Here is a 15,328-nt window from a genome sequence, read left to right on the forward strand (position 1 = left end):
TCTTTCTATCGGTTTTCGATATAATCATCGATGATGTCTTGAATGATTCTTGTATTTAAATTGACCTCATGACCAATTTCATGCATCGTATAACCTTGAGAATAGAGACGAATTACTTCATCACGTGTATCGTCAGATACTTCGGCTATAGTAGTTTCTGTAATCGTAACATTTTCAGTAACTTCAGTTGTATTGTCATAGTCAACTAAATCTTGATCTTCTAACTGACGATCAGTATTATCATTATCAAAGTGATAATCTTTTTCTAATTCTGAAAGTCGACTTTTAATACTATACATTTCTTGTGATTGCTGCGTAGTAAATTCATTTAGTTGTTTTTCAATATCTTTTGTATCGTTATTATACAAAGATAATACCAATAAAATAACAGCAATAACCAGTAAAACAATAACTAAGATCCAAATATCCATTCCAGCACCTCTTTCGCTCATTTGTTCATTTACTAATTTTAACAAAACTGAAAAAACTTTCAACGTATATCATATTACATTATGATTAATATTTTAAAAAATGCAAATATGTATACAAGAAAATGTTTTTTTAAAAAAAGATAGATAAACATAGAAATCAATGCTATAATATCACAGTATTGTTCGTTTGAACATTAATTTTTATTGCCAGTAGGGAGGGAACACGATGCGCATTAACATTAACTTAGAATGTACGGAATGTGGGGAACGTAATTATTTAACTAACAAAAATAGACGTAACAACCCTGACCGCATTGAAGCAAAAAAATATTGCCCAAGAGAAAGAAAAGTAACTTTACACCGTGAAGTTAAAAAATAATTAATTTGTTTTATGAAAAGCTTGCTGTTGTTATAAATAGCAGGCTTTTCTTTTTTAAGCATTGTTGATAAAAATTATAGGTGATTACTACAAATTGATGGTTATATTAGGTATAATAAAAATATCTGTGAGAAAAATAGTAAGAGAGGTGAATAAGTGAATCGAACAAATACTTTCTTTAACAGACGGTTTCAGTTAAGCAAAAATTCTCCATACATGACTTATATATTTTTATTCATTTGTATAGCTGTCTATCTGTTTATGCTAATAAGGTATCGGACGACTGAAAATTCGATGGTTTTAATAGCGATGGGGGCTAAATTTAACGAACTTATTGTTTTTAATAACGAATGGTGGCGTTTAATTACTGCAGCTTTTATTCATATCGGCATTGAACATATTTTAATGAATGGCATTTCCATTTATTTTATTGGCTCCGAGTTAGAAACGATTATGGGTCATGTTCGATTTGCCATTTTATATATTGTTTCTGCCATTGGTGGAAATCTTTTATCCTTTGCATTTAGTAGAAACGTATCTGCAGGTGCCAGTACAGCTTTGTTTGGTACCTTTGCTGCCTTTATAGTTTTATCCTATTTATATCCTAATTTTAGGTATTTAGCCATTCGCGCTCGATCTTTTTCTTTTTTACTGCTAATCAATATTGTTATGGGTTTTTTTAGTTCTGGTATTGATTACTGGGGTCATATTGGTGGAGCTATTTATGGAATATTAATTAGTTTTGTATTAGGACTTCCTCAAAAAAATGATTTTCCTAAACGTTATAAAGCATTGGCTCTTGTTGCTTTAATTGGAATTTCATTAGTTTTGATTTGGTTTGGTACACTAAAAGTGTATGCTTATTATCGGTAATTATTAATAAACAATTAAGAAGGGATGATTGTATTGAGTAAATATATACTTGGTGTTGATTTAGGAGGTACATCAGTAAAAATGGCTGTTGTTTCTCCAGATGGTGAAATCATGAAAAAATGGAGTATCGGAACAAATATTATTAATGATGGGGAAGCGATTGTTCCAGATATTATTGATTCAATTAGAGATCACTTAGAGCTATTTCAAATGGATATTAATGACTTTTATGGAATTGGTATGGGATCACCTGGTGTTGTTGATGCAGATAATAAGACTGTTATTGGTGCCTATAACTTAAATTGGACTAAATTACAACGCATTGGTGAACAAATGAAAGATGCTTTCAATATTCCTTTTTATATTGATAATGATGCCAACGTTGCCGCTCTTGGAGAACAATGGAAGGGCGCAGGAAATGGAGCTTCAAACGTTGTGATGATGACACTAGGAACCGGGATTGGTGGCGGTGTGATTAATGAAGGGAAAATTGTCCGCGGCCAAGGCGGTGGTGGTGAAATTGGTCACCTTCAAATTACAACTGATATGGATGTACAATGTACCTGTGGTAAGACAGACTGTTTAGAAATATTAGCATCTGGAAAAGGGATTATTAATTTAGCGCGTTATTTCTCAGATCGTTACGAAGGTAATTCAGAATTAAAACGCCAAATTGATGATGGAGAAAATGTTGGTGCAGAAGATATATTTAACGAAGCACAAAATAATGACTTCTTTGCTGGTGAAATTGTTGACCAATGGGCGAAATTCATGGCTTTAGCATGTTCTCATATTGCCAATGTTGTTAATCCTAAATATATTATTTTAGGTGGCGGTGTATCAGCAGCTGGTCAATATTTAATCGATTTAATCAACCCTTATTTTAAACAATATGTTTTCCCACAAATATTTGAATCAACTTCATTACGTTTAGCAGATATTGGTAATGATGCTGGAGTTATTGGAGCTGCCAGACTGGTTGAAGAAGCGTTTAGTTAGGAGTTTATCATGGATTTTTTAATTGGATTATTAGTTTTAATTGGGTTAGGATTTCTAACTTACGGTATTTATAAATTATATCACTATATTTTAAGACGTAGGAGTGCTACTGTCGTAGAGTCATATGAATTAGATGATATCATTCGTCGGGTACAATTGGTTGATGTTCGCGAGGAACCAGAATTTGATGCAAAACATATATTAGGTGCACGAAATATACCTATTTCTCAATTCAGTATGCGCTATAAAGAATTACGTAAGGATCAGCCAATTTATCTTTATGACGATTCAATGACACTTGCCTCACGAGCAGCGAATACGTTAAGAAAAAATGGTTATAAAGATGTATTTATTTTAAATGGTGGCTTTTCAAAATGGTTTGGAAAAGTGAAATCTAATATTAAATAATCAAAAAGGTTCAATGATGTCATCATAACATCATTGAACCTATAATTTTGTTTGAATTTTTACATGAAAGTCTTGATGCCAACTAACACGCTAATTATGAGTGATACAATCATAAGAGTTACCATAATAATAGCAGTTGTCTTAACGAGCTTATCCATTCTGCTTGCTTTTTTTTGGTTAAATGGTTTCATTTTATGCTCCTTTTAATAAAACTTATTGATAATATCTTAACCAAATAATGTGGTAGTTTCAATGTTATTTGTGCTGATTACTTTAAAAACATGTTAAAATTTGATAAAATTAAGTTGAATATATAAATAGTAAGTATTATTTTAACTTAATATGAATTGTTAAACGTTGGCTTTTTTAGAGATAGAAAGTGCCTAATGCTATTATTCAATGTTTTTTATTAAAAATAGATTAAATTTCTTCTTTTTATATAATTAAAGTTTAACATTTGTTTGATTTAGCTTTTCATGTTAACATAAATGACTTACAATAGGTATATATGATATTTATTTGGGTATGAATAGAGGAGGTCAGTAGATGTCAGAAGATCGTAAACAACGAATTTTGATAATTGAAGATGAGAAAAATTTAGCCCGTTTTGTTGATTTAGAACTTCAACATGAAGGTTATGAAACAATGATTTGTTATGATGGTCGTAGTGGTCTTGAAGCAGCTTTAAATGAAGATTGGGATGTTATTTTGCTTGATTTAATGTTGCCGCAATTAAATGGTTTAGAAGTGTGTCGTCGTATTCGACCAATTAAAGACACACCAATAATTATTATGACAGCAAGGGATTCTGTTATGGATAGAGTTTCGGGATTAGACCAAGGTGCGGATGACTATATTGTTAAACCATTTGCTATTGAAGAGTTATTGGCACGTTTAAGAGCTTTATTCCGTCGTATTGATACAGAAGAAGAACAACATAATGCTAACCAACCAACCGTTAAATATCGTGATTTAACGATTGAGAAAGCTAATCGAATTGTTAAACGCGGTAATGAAGTGATTGATTTAACTAAACGTGAATATGAGTTGCTTTTATATTTAATGGAAAACTTAAATATGGTTAAATCTCGTGAAGTATTACTTGATAAGGTTTGGGGATATAAATCAGAAGTTGAGACCAATGTGGTTGATGTTTATATTCGTTATTTACGTAATAAAATTGATGTGCCAGGACAAGACAGTCATATTCAAACTGTTCGTGGTACAGGATATGTCATGAGAACATAATCATGTTTAAGAGAATATTTAATAATCAACAACCCATTTCCTTAAAATGGAAATGGGGTATTTTACTTTTTGTGACGTTAACTTTATTTGGTTTTTTTAGTAGTCTAATTTATCAGCAAAATGCACTTAATATACAGTTGAATCAGATACAGGCAAATCATCAATATTTTTTTGAAGCGGCCATTAATTATTTAGAATCGATGGATGAACCAATACAACGGACACATTTTCAATCTGTTTTAGATGAAGCGAATAATAATGACCTTAATAATACACATGATTCTACGCTTGAATTTCTAACTTATTTTGAATCAAATGATATTGTATATCGATTTTTTAATGAAAAACAGCAGTTAGTGTATGAAACGCAACATATTAACTTAAATCCGGTTGAATATTCTGATAGTTTAAAACGAATGGATGTTAATAACCAAATGGCACTTGTCGGTAGTACTAAGATAATTTCGGAAAATACAGGTGAAAGTGTAGGGTCGTTTCAATATATTGTGATGCCACAATTATTTGATGATATTAAATCACAAATGCAAAATAATCTTTATGTTATCTTGATTGGGATTATCCTATTTGCTTTAGCCATTTCTTTCTTGTTAATCCGTCTATTTTTAAGACCATTAACTTATTTGGTTAATTCTTTGGACTTAGTTGAAGCCGAAAGCTTATCTCAATTACGTGTAAGAAAACCTCGCTCTACGGATGAGTGGAGTGATTTAAGTGATCATATTAATCGTTTGTTAGATAAAATTGATAATTATGTTAAACATCAAAAACAATTTGTAGAGGATGTTTCCCATGAACTGAGAACACCTGTTGCAATCGTTGAAGGTCATTTAACGATGCTTAATCGTTGGGGGAAGGAAGATCCGGAAATTTTAGAAGAATCCATTTCAGCTTCTTTACAAGAAATTACGCGTATGAAAGGACTTGTACAAGAAATGCTAGATTTAATGCGGGCAGATCATGTAGATATTGACTATAAAGATGAAATTACTGAGGTCTATTCAACGATTCGACAAGTTTTTAATAATTTTGTGATGTTATATCCTGAGTTTCAATTCTATTTGGATATCGAATCAGATCCTGATGAATTGTATGTCAAAGTCTTTCGCAATCACTTTGAACAAATATTTATTATTTTGTTAGATAATGCCGTTAAATATAGTACAGACCGTAAGGAAATCCATGTAGCTTTGAGTACGAGTGTAACGGCTATTCGAGTAGCTGTTCAAGATTTTGGAGAAGGGATGTCTGTTGAAGATAAGGACCGCGTTTTTGGTCGTTTTTACAGAGTCGATAAAGCCCGATCTCGCGATAAAGGTGGGAATGGTTTAGGTTTAAGTATTGCTCAACAATTGGTTAAATCCTATCGAGGTGAAATTTGGGCAGATAGTGTTCTTCATCATGGGTCGATTTTCTATGTAGAATTTCCTATTTTAAGTGATACACGTCAAATTTATAAGAGTAAGCAGATTGCTAAGCATAAATCCCTATAAAAAATAAATCCGACTATCTTTTGAAATGAAAGATAGTCGGATTTTTTAATATTAACGTCGTTGTTGCTTACCAGCGTTACGTTGTTTTCCAGCATTTCGACCAGATTGTAGTTCATTTTTAGTAGGTACTAAGCGTTGGTTTTCAGTCGTTGTGGCTTTTACAACCTTGCGTTTACGTTTACGTTTTGGTGTATTTTTATGTTTTTCTGCTTCTTCATCAATCATTTTTTGTACTTTTGGTCTAACAACATAATTAGAGTACAATTGTTGAATAATACCAAAAATGGCACCTGTTAAGAAGTAAATACCTAAACCAGCGGCAGAGATATAAGTAATCCAACCAATCATTATTGGATTCATTAACATCATGGTTTTATTCGTTTGTTGTGCAGTGTTATTACCATTAGCTGCTTGTGGTTGCGTTTGTTGCATCATCCAACCTTGTGCAAAAGTAAAGATAACAACTAAAGCTGTTACTATAATACTTTGTTCACCTAAAGAAATACCAAGGAAAGTTGACTTAATGATTTGGTCAGATGAACGGATAGCAGCATAAACTGCTGAAATAATTGGCATTTGAATTAGGAGAGGTAAACATCCGGATAGGCCGCCAAACATGCTAATATCATATTTTTTGTAAACAGCCATCAGTTCATTATTCAAGGCTGCTTTTTCTTGTGGATCTTCAGTAGCTTCAATATCTTCTTTTATTTCATCAATTTCTGGTTGTGCAATCTTCATTCTAGCTTGACTGATCATTGAATCTCTTGTCATCTTTAATGAGGATGGTAACATTAATAGTCGTGTAATTAAGGTTACAATAATAATAGCAATACCATAGCTACCACCAAAAATATTTGCTAAAAAATCAAGAAAGTTTGAGGCTGGAACCCCTAAATACTCATAAATCCAACCTGATGGATTCCCAGCTTCGTCATAGCCAACACATCCACTAGCTATTAAAACGACGAAGATCAATAATCCAATCATTTGGGTTCTACGTTGTCTATTTTTCATTTTTCACGCTCCGATAAAAATTTCATACCTATCCACTATAAAAGAATATGAGGGAAAATTCAATATAAAAATCGTATTATCGTTGCTTTTTTGTGAATCTTAATACTTTCGTCTTAGTATTCTACGGTAAAGTTATTATATACTTCAGATGTATCTAATTTAGTTTTCTTAACATTTTCTATTTTCATTAATGAGTGTTGAGGTTTTTGTATATTATTAATAAATTGATCAATCACTGTTTCTTTAGTTTGCGCAATAATCCTTACGTCGCCAGAATATAAATTTTTAACAGTTCCATTTACGTTAAATTTTTTTGCTAATTTTTGAACATAATTTCGATAGCCGACACCTTGGACTCGACCAGAAACAATTAATTCGTATGTATGCATTTTTATTTATTCTCCTTATAAATTATGGACTTTAAACTTTCACATTTAACATGCTATAATATTCTTTAGACTAATTATACAATAAACTGTTTCTAGAAATAAATAAATACCACATGTTATGCTTTGAAGGAGGAAACATTTTTGTCTACTAAAAAGACGACTAGCAAGAAAACAAAATCGAAGGCTAGTAACAAGCAACAAACGTCCCATTATCAGGTCACTTATTTAATCCTTGGGATTTTTATTAGTTTTTTTTCTATTATTGGTTTATTTAACTGGGGTTTTATTGGTTTATTAATGGCTAATTCCATCCGCTTATTTGTCGGTGAAGCTTATGTTTTAGTATTAGTATCATTTTTATATCTTGGATTTAAAATGATATTTTCGGGAAAAATTATATCGATTAATCTAGTGAAGTTTATCGGTTTTGTTTTAATCCTCGCAAGTATATCGACAATCCTACATTTTCAAAGTTTTCATACACCAGGAGTTATAAATACTGATGTCATACAAGAAACACTTGCGACTTTTAGAAATGAGCTCTTAACAAGTCAAAATAAAGTATCTTTAGGTGGAGGCTTACTTGGATCAGTTCTTTATATGGGCTTTAATTATTTATTTGGATTTTGGGGAGCGCATATATTCTTAGTCCTTATATTTTTTATTGGTTTATTTATGTTGGTGGGAATTAATATTCATGCTTTTCAGCAAGCAATGAAAGATTTATGGGCTTATTTTGTTCAGTTTTTAAGAAGTATAAAAAATTCTTTCAAAAAAGCGACTGAAGTGTTTGAAAAAGATAAAACATTTAAGGACAACAGTGATGGATCATCTGAACTAGTAGAAGTTGTTGATGAGAGTGAAGATCCGCTGCCAGAAGTTAAAAAACGAACTAACATTTTCAATCGTTTAATGGACTCATTTATAGGCTCAAATGAAAATTTATCCAATAATAATCCTGAGAGTAATTTAGAATACCAGCCTATCAAATTAGATAAAGAAAAATCTTTAGAAGAACCTTTTGATGCAACTAGTCCTCAAGCAACAACTGCTTCGATTATGCGAGCAACTTATTTAGACGGAAAAACATTAGATTTAGATTATTTTGATCAAGCAAATGAAACCTTTGATGATGAACATTCATATGAGTCTGATGAAGTTGTTGTTCAACAACAAAAAAATGATACTCCAGAAGTAGAGCTTGAAATGGATACGATAGAGATTGAATCGATTCAAAATCGACCTAAAAATGAAAATATCAATCAAAGTTCAAAACCATCAGAAGAAGTGATTAATTCTGCCAGCCGTTGGCAAGATAAGGCGAATCACAGTCTGGCCTTAACAGCCGATGCATTGGATGAGGCTCTGTCCACTTCTGAAGATTCTGTATCGGCAAAAGAAAAAGCACATAAGAAAAAGAAAGATAGCAAAAATTATAAATTGCCTACGAAAGCATTACTGAATAAAATACCACCCGTTGACCAGTCAGAAGAATATGCCCGAATTAATAAAAATATTGATAAGTTAGAAAAAACATTTGAAAGTTTTGGGGTAAACGCCAAAATTGTCAAAGCTAATTTGGGGCCATCCGTTACTAAATACGAAGTGCAACCTGCCATTGGTGTTAAAGTAAGTAAAATTGTTTCTTTATCAGATGATATTGCTCTAGCACTTGCTGCTAGAGATATTAGGATGGAAGCACCTATTCCTGGTAAGTCATTAATAGGTATTGAAGTTCCAAATACTCAAGTAAGTCCTGTGTCTTTTTGGGAGATCATTGATGCTGCATTGGATAGCCCAAATTTATTAGAAGTTCCGTTAGGAAGAGATATTTCAGGAACGGTTTGTTTAGCTGATTTAAGTAAAATGCCACACTTATTGATAGCTGGGGCAACTGGTAGTGGTAAATCTGTTGGAATGAATGTCATCATTGTGTCTTTACTAATGAAGGCTAAGCCTGAAGAAGTGAAGTTTTTAATGATTGATCCTAAAAAAGTAGAATTAACCATGTATGATGATATCCCTCATTTACTAGCACCCGTTGTTACTAATCCGCGAAAAGCTGCACAAGCTTTAAATAAAATTGTTCAAGAAATGGAACGACGCTATGAATTATTTGCTGCTAGCGGAGTTCGTAATATAGATAGCTATAATGAAAATCTTGATCATTGGAATGCTGAAGAAGGACATAATCTTGAACCTTTACCAAAAATTGTTGTATTTATTGATGAGTTAGCTGATTTAATGATGGTAGCAAGTAATGATGTTGAAAATGCGATTATTCGCCTGGCGCAAATGGCTCGTGCAGCAGGAATCCATATGATTATTGCGACACAAAGACCGTCTGTGGATGTTATTACAGGTATTATTAAAGCGAATGTTCCTTCAAGATTAGCCTTTGCTGTTTCGAGTGGAACAGATTCACGGACGATTTTAGATAGTGTAGGAGCTGAGAAGTTACTTGGTCGAGGAGATATGCTATTTCAACCAATGGGGAGAAATAAACCAATTCGTGTACAAGGTGCTTATATTTCTGATCGAGAAGTCGAACGAATTACAGAATATATAAAAGAACAACAAGATGTTAATTATGACGAAAATATCGTCATAACTGAAGAAAATGATATGGATATGGAAGTCTCAGATGATGAATATTATCCAGAAGCAGTTGAAATGCTATACGGATTAGAAACCATTAGTATCTCGCAATTACAAAGAAGATTTAGGATTGGTTATAACCGGGCAGCAAGGTTAGTGGATGATTTAGAGGCTCAGGGTCTAGTAAGTGAACAAGATGGAAGTAAACCGCGTCAAGTACTGGTTGGTCAGATGAATATAGAAGAATAGATTTTCAAAAATATGAACGATTAAAAACGATTGATAATTATCATTCGTTTTTAACCGATTTCATATTGCTTTTTTTAACTGCTTACTTTATAATAATTCATGAAATAAGCAATTAATATTTAGGGGGAAAAATTAATGAAGAAATTTTTTGGCTTAGCCGCATCAGCATTATTATTAGCAAGTGCCGTAGCTCCTGTTGCTACAACAGTATCCGCACAAGATGATGAGAACTTCTCAGTTGTTATGATTACAGACATCGGTGGTGTAGATGACCGTTCATTTAACCAAAGTGCATGGGAAGGTTTAATTGCACTTGGTGAGGAACATGGATTAGAACGCGGCGTTAATGGATATGAATATTTAGTTTCTAACAGTGATTCTGACTTCATTCCAAACTTAAATACTGCTTTACAAGCTAACTTTGATTTAATTTTTGGTATTGGATTTAAATTAGAAGATGCTATTGCAGAAGTAGCTGAACAAAACCCAGAAAGACATTTTGCAATTGTTGACTCTGTCGTTGATTTACCAAACGTAGCATCGTTAACATTCTTAGATAATGAAGCAGCATTCTTAGCTGGTGTTGCAGCAGCTCACACAACAGAAACAAACCATGTTGGTTTTATTGGTGGACAAGAAGGTTTTGTTATTGACCGTTTTGAAGCTGGGTTTGTTGAAGGGGTAAAAGCAGTTAACCCTGACATTGAAATCTCGATTGAATATGCAGGTAGCTTTGGTGATGCTTCTAAAGGACGTCAATTAGCAGCTGCTATGTACTCAAATGGTGCTGACATTATTTATCATGCATCAGGTGATACAGGTAACGGTGTATTCTCTGAAGCGCGTGACTTAGTAACAAATGATCCATCATTAAATATTTGGGTAATTGGTGTTGACCGTGATCAAGAAGAAGAAGGACAAGTTGAAATCGATGGCGAAATCCGTAATTTAACTTTAACTTCAACACTTAAAAACGTTGGCGAATCTGTGAAATTATTCTCAGAATCAGCAATGGATGGAACCTTCGAAGGTGGATTGACTGTTTATGGTTTAGCTGACGGTGGTGTTAGTTTAACTGATGGTGAATTATCAGAAGAAGCACTTGAAGCAGTTGCAGAATATACACAAAAAATTATTGATGGTGAAATTGTAGTTCCAGAAAAACCAGGCGAATAATTTTAAAACATTAATTTGACTAAATTGGACAATAAGATAATCTATTCATTTATGTAACAAAAATCCGAACTTTTAATGAAGTGGAAACGTCTTGTAATTAAGACGCCTTACTGACACGAATTATAATCCTTATAGCGAACGTTATTATGATTATAATTTATAATCAACTTTTACTTGAAGTTGAATTTTCAGTTTGCTATTACACAATAATTAAAAGTTCGGATTTCTTTATGTATTTAACCTATTTTTTGGTTATAACTATCAAGTTTTTACAGATTTTGCTATTTTTTTAATTAATTTTAACATTCTTGCAATAATTTATTGGTAATGTGTGATTTTAAAGGTTAAAATAAAGAAAAGTTACATGTTTATCGTTTTTATGGATTTATTTATTGTCTTAGTTTTTTTATAGATGATTGGAGGAGTGACATGGAATCAACATCAGTTCCGGTTATTAAGATGCGTGGAATATCGAAGCAATTCGGTGATTTTTACGCCAATAAAAATATCAATCTTGAACTACAAAAAGGCGAAATTCATGCTTTGCTTGGGGAAAATGGAGCAGGGAAATCAACTTTAATGAACATTTTATCAGGGTTGTTGGAACCTACTTCTGGAGATATTTTATTAAATGGCAACAAAGTATCGATTGACTCACCAACAGAAGCGAATCAGTTAGGTATAGGAATGGTTCATCAACACTTTATGTTGATTGAAGATTTTACGGTTGTTGAAAATATTATTTTAGGTAATGAACCTGTCAATAATATTTTTTTAGATAAAAATAAAGCACGACAAAGAATCATGGAATTGTCTAAACAGTATAGTCTATCTGTTAATCCAGATGTGAAAGTTGAAAGTATTAGTGTAGGGATGCAACAAAGGGTTGAGATTTTAAAAACTCTTTATAGAGGAGCAGATATTCTGATCTTCGATGAGCCAACTGCAGTCCTAACACCTCAAGAAATTGATGAATTAATGAAAACATTAAAAGCACTAGCAAATGAGGGGAAAGCTATTATATTAATTACCCATAAGCTAGATGAAATTAAAATGGTCGCTAATCGTTGTACTGTTATAAGACGTGGCGAATCCATTGATACGGTTGATGTTGAGAGTGTTTCTACACGTGAACTAGCTGATATGATGGTTGGCCGTTCAGTAAGCTTTAAAACTGAGAAAAACCCTGCTCAACCAACAGATGTTGCTTTATCAGTAGAAAATTTATTTGTTAAAGATAATCGTGGTGTCATGGCAGTTGAAGATTTAAGTCTTGAAGTTCGTAATGGTGAAGTTGTAGGGATTGCTGGGATTGATGGTAATGGTCAATCTGAACTGATTTTAGCCTTAACTGGACTTATGCCAATCGAAAGCGGTCAGATTATATTGAATGGACAAGAACTGAATAATAAATCTAGTCGTGAAATTTCTAATATGGGTCTAGCCCATATTCCTGAAGATAGACACAAATATGGTTTAGTTTTAGATATGAAATTAGAAGATAATATGGTTTTAAAACAATATTATCAAGCTCCATATTCAAACACTGGATTCCTAAACTTCAAAGAAATTACGAAAAAGGCTCTACGCTTAATTGAACAGTATGATGTTCGGACTGTTTCAGAAAAAGTTCCAGCTCGGGCATTGTCTGGTGGTAACCAACAAAAAGCCATTATTGCACGGGAACTAGACTTGCAACCTAATTTTTTAATTGCTGCTAATCCTACGCGTGGACTTGATGTGGGAGCAATTGAATATATTCATAAAGCATTAATACGACAAAGAGATAATAATAAAGCTGTTTTGCTAATGAGTTTCGAATTAGATGAAATTTTAAATGTATCTGACCGCATTTTAGTAATGCATGATGGGAAGATTGTGGCAAATATGCTAGTTGATGAAACAAATGAACAAGAAATTGGTTTATTAATGGCTGGAACTTCATTTGAGGAAGTTTTAGCACACCGAGGACAAGGAGGCGCAAAGACTGATGAGTAGAAAATGGATTAACTTATTAGTACCTATTATTTCAATTGTCGTTGGCTTTCTTGCAGGTGCCATTATTATGTTAGTCTTTGGTTTTGACCCAGTAGCAGGTTATAAGGCATTATACCAAGGAGCTGTAGGCGATGCATATCGTATTGGAGAAACATTAAGGGCGGCAACTCCGCTAATATTTACTGGTTTAGGTTTCGCTGTTGCATATACAGCAGGTTTCTTTAATATTGGTTTATCTGGACAAGCTTTATGTGGCTGGTTAGCTTCAGTTTGGATTGGGCTATTATTACCAGATGCTAGCCGTTGGATTGTGTTACCTTTAGCAATTATTGCTGGTATAGCAGCTGGCGCACTTTGGGCGGCAATTGCAGGTCTTTTAAAAGCATTTTTTGACGCCAGTGAAGTTATTGTAACAATTATGTTGAACTATGTTTCTGTATTTGTAACAGATTATTTAATAAGATATGTTTTAACCGATCGTGCAGATAAGACACCGGCAGTTGGTGCAAATGCAACTTTACGATTAGGTTGGTTATCCGAATTAACCAATAATTCTCGGTTTCATTTAGGCTTTTTCTTGGCAATTATTGCGATTATAGCTGTTTATATTTTTATGACACGAACAACCTTAGGATTTGAATTGAAAACTGTTGGTTTGAATCGTCATGCTGCTCAATATTCTGGTATGAACGCTAAGAGAAATATTATTTTAGCAATGGTTATTTCTGGGGGCTTAGCTGGTCTTGGAGGCGTTATGAACGGGCTAGGGGAATTCGGAAATATCTTCTTAATGAATGGAGTAGCGCCTGCTATTGGATTTGATGGTATGGCGGTAGCTTTATTAGGTGGCAATAATCCATTAGGTATATTGTTCGCTAGTATTTTATTTGGTGGATTAAAATCAGGGGGAACCATGATTCCTCTAGTCGCGCAAGTTCCTACAGAGATAGTTAGCATTGTAACTGCAATTATTATTTTCTTTGTTGGTTCAGCCTATATCATCACTTACTTTTTGGATCGTCGTAAAAAACCTAAACTTTCAAATACAGAAATAATCACGCAAGGCGGTGATGACTAATGGTAAATATATTAAGTTTAATTGTTTCCTCAACTTTAGTATATTCTGCTCCATTAATTTATACAGCTATTGGAGGCATGTTCTCAGAACGTAGTGGTACAGTCAATGTTGGTCTAGAAGGAATCATGGTTATGGGAGCTTTCACTTCTATTTTAATGAACTTACTTTTAGCTGACATTTTCGGGAGCTGGACACCTTGGGTAGCTATGTTGTTTGGAGGCGCTGCAGGTGTTATTTTTTCACTTATACATGCTGTTGCAACTGTAAATTTTAGAGCGGATCATATTATTTCAGGAACAGTACTCAATCTTATAGCGCCAGCCTTAGGTGTTTTCCTCACAAAAGTGATATTCGATGGAGCTGGGCAGACACCTAGTATTTTAAATTCTTATGGATACTTCTCATTTCCTGTTTTAAAAAATATTCCAATTATTGGAGAAATTTTCTTTACTTCAGTTTCGCTACCTGCTTATGTAGGGATATTAGCTGCAATCTTATGTTGGTTTGTTGTATATAAAACAACCTTTGGTTTACGTCTACGTTCAGTAGGGGAACACCCTCAAGCAGCAGATACCTTAGGTATTAATGTTTATAAAATGCGTTATGCAGGGATCTTATTATCAGGCTTTTTCGGTGGCTTAGGTGGAGCTGTTATGGCACAATCAATTACAAACACTTTTTCAATTACCACCATTACTGGACAAGGATTTATGGCGATGGCAGCAATGATTTTTGGTAGATGGAACCCAATTGGTGTTATGTTAGCAGCTATTTTCTTCGGTTTTGCGCAAAGTATTGCGGTCGTTGGAACTCAGTTACCTGTTATAAGTTCAATTCCATCTGTATGGTTGCAAATTGCACCATATATCATAACAATTATTGTATTAGTAAGCTTTGTTGGGAAATCCTCAGGACCAGCAGCTAATGGTACAACCTATATAAAATCTAAATAATATTTAAGTAAATATTATATA

General features: G+C 33.2%; 15 protein-coding genes. 11 read left to right on the top strand and 4 right to left on the bottom strand.

Features of this window, described 5'->3' with window-relative positions:
- Nucleotides 1-5 precede the first annotated feature (5 nt).
- Nucleotides 6-431 carry a hypothetical protein gene (locus ACTQ54_RS04380; protein ID WP_441754943.1) on the bottom strand — a complete coding sequence of 142 codons (426 nt, stop codon included), beginning with the start codon at nucleotides 429-431 and terminating at the stop codon, nucleotides 6-8.
- A gap of 226 nt (nucleotides 432-657) precedes the next feature.
- Between ACTQ54_RS04380 and rpmG the strand changes: the two genes are divergently transcribed.
- The 4 genes from rpmG (at nucleotide 658) to ACTQ54_RS04400 (ending at nucleotide 3,090) form a co-directional block, all read left to right on the top strand.
- The gene (gene rpmG, locus ACTQ54_RS04385; RefSeq protein WP_313794082.1) at nucleotides 658-810 is read left to right on the top strand and encodes a 50S ribosomal protein L33; all 153 of its coding nucleotides are present in this window, start codon (nucleotides 658-660) and stop codon (nucleotides 808-810) included.
- A gap of 156 nt (nucleotides 811-966) precedes the next feature.
- On the top strand, nucleotides 967-1,683 hold the full coding sequence (locus ACTQ54_RS04390; protein ID WP_441754944.1) for a rhomboid family intramembrane serine protease: 717 nt from the start codon (nucleotides 967-969) through the stop codon (nucleotides 1,681-1,683).
- A 33-nt stretch (nucleotides 1,684-1,716) separates the two neighbouring features.
- Nucleotides 1,717-2,682 carry an ROK family glucokinase gene (locus ACTQ54_RS04395; RefSeq protein ID WP_441754945.1) on the top strand — a complete coding sequence of 322 codons (966 nt, stop codon included), beginning with the start codon at nucleotides 1,717-1,719 and terminating at the stop codon, nucleotides 2,680-2,682.
- 9 nt (nucleotides 2,683-2,691) lie between these two features.
- Nucleotides 2,692-3,090, top strand: a complete 399-nt coding sequence (locus tag ACTQ54_RS04400) for a rhodanese-like domain-containing protein (RefSeq protein ID WP_441754946.1) — start codon at nucleotides 2,692-2,694, stop codon at nucleotides 3,088-3,090.
- Nucleotides 3,091-3,149: 59 nt separating this feature from the next.
- On the opposite strand, the gene ACTQ54_RS04405 is transcribed toward ACTQ54_RS04400, so the two are convergent.
- Nucleotides 3,150-3,281: a DUF4044 domain-containing protein gene (locus tag ACTQ54_RS04405; RefSeq protein WP_441754947.1), complete on the bottom strand. Its 132-nt coding sequence runs from the start codon at nucleotides 3,279-3,281 to the stop codon at nucleotides 3,150-3,152.
- A 355-nt stretch (nucleotides 3,282-3,636) separates the two neighbouring features.
- Between ACTQ54_RS04405 and ACTQ54_RS04410 the strand changes: the two genes are divergently transcribed.
- Nucleotides 3,637-4,338, top strand: a complete 702-nt coding sequence (locus ACTQ54_RS04410) for a response regulator transcription factor (RefSeq protein ID WP_441754948.1) — start codon at nucleotides 3,637-3,639, stop codon at nucleotides 4,336-4,338.
- A 2-nt stretch (nucleotides 4,339-4,340) separates the two neighbouring features.
- On the top strand, nucleotides 4,341-5,849 hold the full coding sequence (locus ACTQ54_RS04415) for a sensor histidine kinase (RefSeq protein ID WP_441754949.1): 1,509 nt from the start codon (nucleotides 4,341-4,343) through the stop codon (nucleotides 5,847-5,849).
- A gap of 51 nt (nucleotides 5,850-5,900) precedes the next feature.
- Here ACTQ54_RS04415 and yidC read toward each other — a convergent pair whose 3' ends face one another.
- Together yidC and ACTQ54_RS04425 are read right to left on the bottom strand one after the other, a co-directional pair.
- Nucleotides 5,901-6,866: a membrane protein insertase YidC gene (yidC, locus tag ACTQ54_RS04420; RefSeq protein WP_441754950.1), complete on the bottom strand. Its 966-nt coding sequence runs from the start codon at nucleotides 6,864-6,866 to the stop codon at nucleotides 5,901-5,903.
- A gap of 113 nt (nucleotides 6,867-6,979) precedes the next feature.
- Nucleotides 6,980-7,255, bottom strand: coding sequence for an acylphosphatase (locus tag ACTQ54_RS04425; protein ID WP_441754951.1), 276 nt, complete (start codon nucleotides 7,253-7,255; stop codon nucleotides 6,980-6,982).
- A gap of 141 nt (nucleotides 7,256-7,396) precedes the next feature.
- Between ACTQ54_RS04425 and ACTQ54_RS04430 the strand changes: the two genes are divergently transcribed.
- The 5 genes from ACTQ54_RS04430 to ACTQ54_RS04450 all read left to right on the top strand — a co-directional run bounded on the left by ACTQ54_RS04430 (nucleotide 7,397) and on the right by ACTQ54_RS04450 (nucleotide 15,307).
- A complete protein-coding gene (locus tag ACTQ54_RS04430) occupies nucleotides 7,397-10,102 on the top strand; it encodes a DNA translocase FtsK (protein WP_441754952.1) in 2,706 nt (901 codons plus the stop codon).
- Nucleotides 10,103-10,237: 135 nt separating this feature from the next.
- Nucleotides 10,238-11,278 carry a BMP family lipoprotein gene (locus ACTQ54_RS04435; RefSeq protein ID WP_441754953.1) on the top strand — a complete coding sequence of 347 codons (1,041 nt, stop codon included), beginning with the start codon at nucleotides 10,238-10,240 and terminating at the stop codon, nucleotides 11,276-11,278.
- Between the two features lie 429 nt (nucleotides 11,279-11,707).
- Complete coding sequence (locus tag ACTQ54_RS04440) at nucleotides 11,708-13,276, top strand: ABC transporter ATP-binding protein (RefSeq protein ID WP_441754954.1); 1,569 nt, start codon at nucleotides 11,708-11,710, stop codon at nucleotides 13,274-13,276.
- Entirely contained in the window at nucleotides 13,269-14,354 is a 1,086-nt protein-coding gene (locus tag ACTQ54_RS04445; protein WP_441754955.1) for an ABC transporter permease, read from the top strand. Before ACTQ54_RS04440 ends, ACTQ54_RS04445 begins: the two co-directional genes overlap by 8 nt.
- Nucleotides 14,354-15,307, top strand: coding sequence for an ABC transporter permease (locus ACTQ54_RS04450; RefSeq protein WP_441754956.1), 954 nt, complete (start codon nucleotides 14,354-14,356; stop codon nucleotides 15,305-15,307). Before ACTQ54_RS04445 ends, ACTQ54_RS04450 begins: the two co-directional genes overlap by 1 nt.
- Nucleotides 15,308-15,328: the final 21 nt, after the last annotated feature.

This window comes from Fundicoccus sp. Sow4_H7, from assembly GCF_052115865.1.
Taxonomy (GTDB): Bacteria; Bacillota; Bacilli; order Lactobacillales; family Aerococcaceae; genus Fundicoccus_A.

What these genes read in the sequence shown, in the direction of transcription:
- ACTQ54_RS04425 (WP_441754951.1), bottom strand. Translation starts at nt 7,255, where the DNA reads ATGCATACATACGAATTAATTGTTTCTGGTCGAGTCCAAGGTGTCGGC.
- ACTQ54_RS04380 (WP_441754943.1), bottom strand. Translation starts at nt 431, where the DNA reads ATGGATATTTGGATCTTAGTTATTGTTTTACTGGTTATTGCTGTTATT.
- ACTQ54_RS04435 (WP_441754953.1), top strand. Translation starts at nt 10,238, where the DNA reads ATGAAGAAATTTTTTGGCTTAGCCGCATCAGCATTATTATTAGCAAGT.
- ACTQ54_RS04450 (WP_441754956.1), top strand. Translation starts at nt 14,354, where the DNA reads ATGGTAAATATATTAAGTTTAATTGTTTCCTCAACTTTAGTATATTCT.
- ACTQ54_RS04440 (WP_441754954.1), top strand. Translation starts at nt 11,708, where the DNA reads ATGGAATCAACATCAGTTCCGGTTATTAAGATGCGTGGAATATCGAAG.
- yidC (WP_441754950.1), bottom strand. Translation starts at nt 6,866, where the DNA reads ATGAAAAATAGACAACGTAGAACCCAAATGATTGGATTATTGATCTTC.
- ACTQ54_RS04405 (WP_441754947.1), bottom strand. Translation starts at nt 3,281, where the DNA reads ATGAAACCATTTAACCAAAAAAAAGCAAGCAGAATGGATAAGCTCGTT.
- ACTQ54_RS04400 (WP_441754946.1), top strand. Translation starts at nt 2,692, where the DNA reads ATGGATTTTTTAATTGGATTATTAGTTTTAATTGGGTTAGGATTTCTA.
- ACTQ54_RS04415 (WP_441754949.1), top strand. Translation starts at nt 4,341, where the DNA reads ATGTTTAAGAGAATATTTAATAATCAACAACCCATTTCCTTAAAATGG.
- ACTQ54_RS04445 (WP_441754955.1), top strand. Translation starts at nt 13,269, where the DNA reads ATGAGTAGAAAATGGATTAACTTATTAGTACCTATTATTTCAATTGTC.
- rpmG (WP_313794082.1), top strand. Translation starts at nt 658, where the DNA reads ATGCGCATTAACATTAACTTAGAATGTACGGAATGTGGGGAACGTAAT.
- ACTQ54_RS04410 (WP_441754948.1), top strand. Translation starts at nt 3,637, where the DNA reads ATGTCAGAAGATCGTAAACAACGAATTTTGATAATTGAAGATGAGAAA.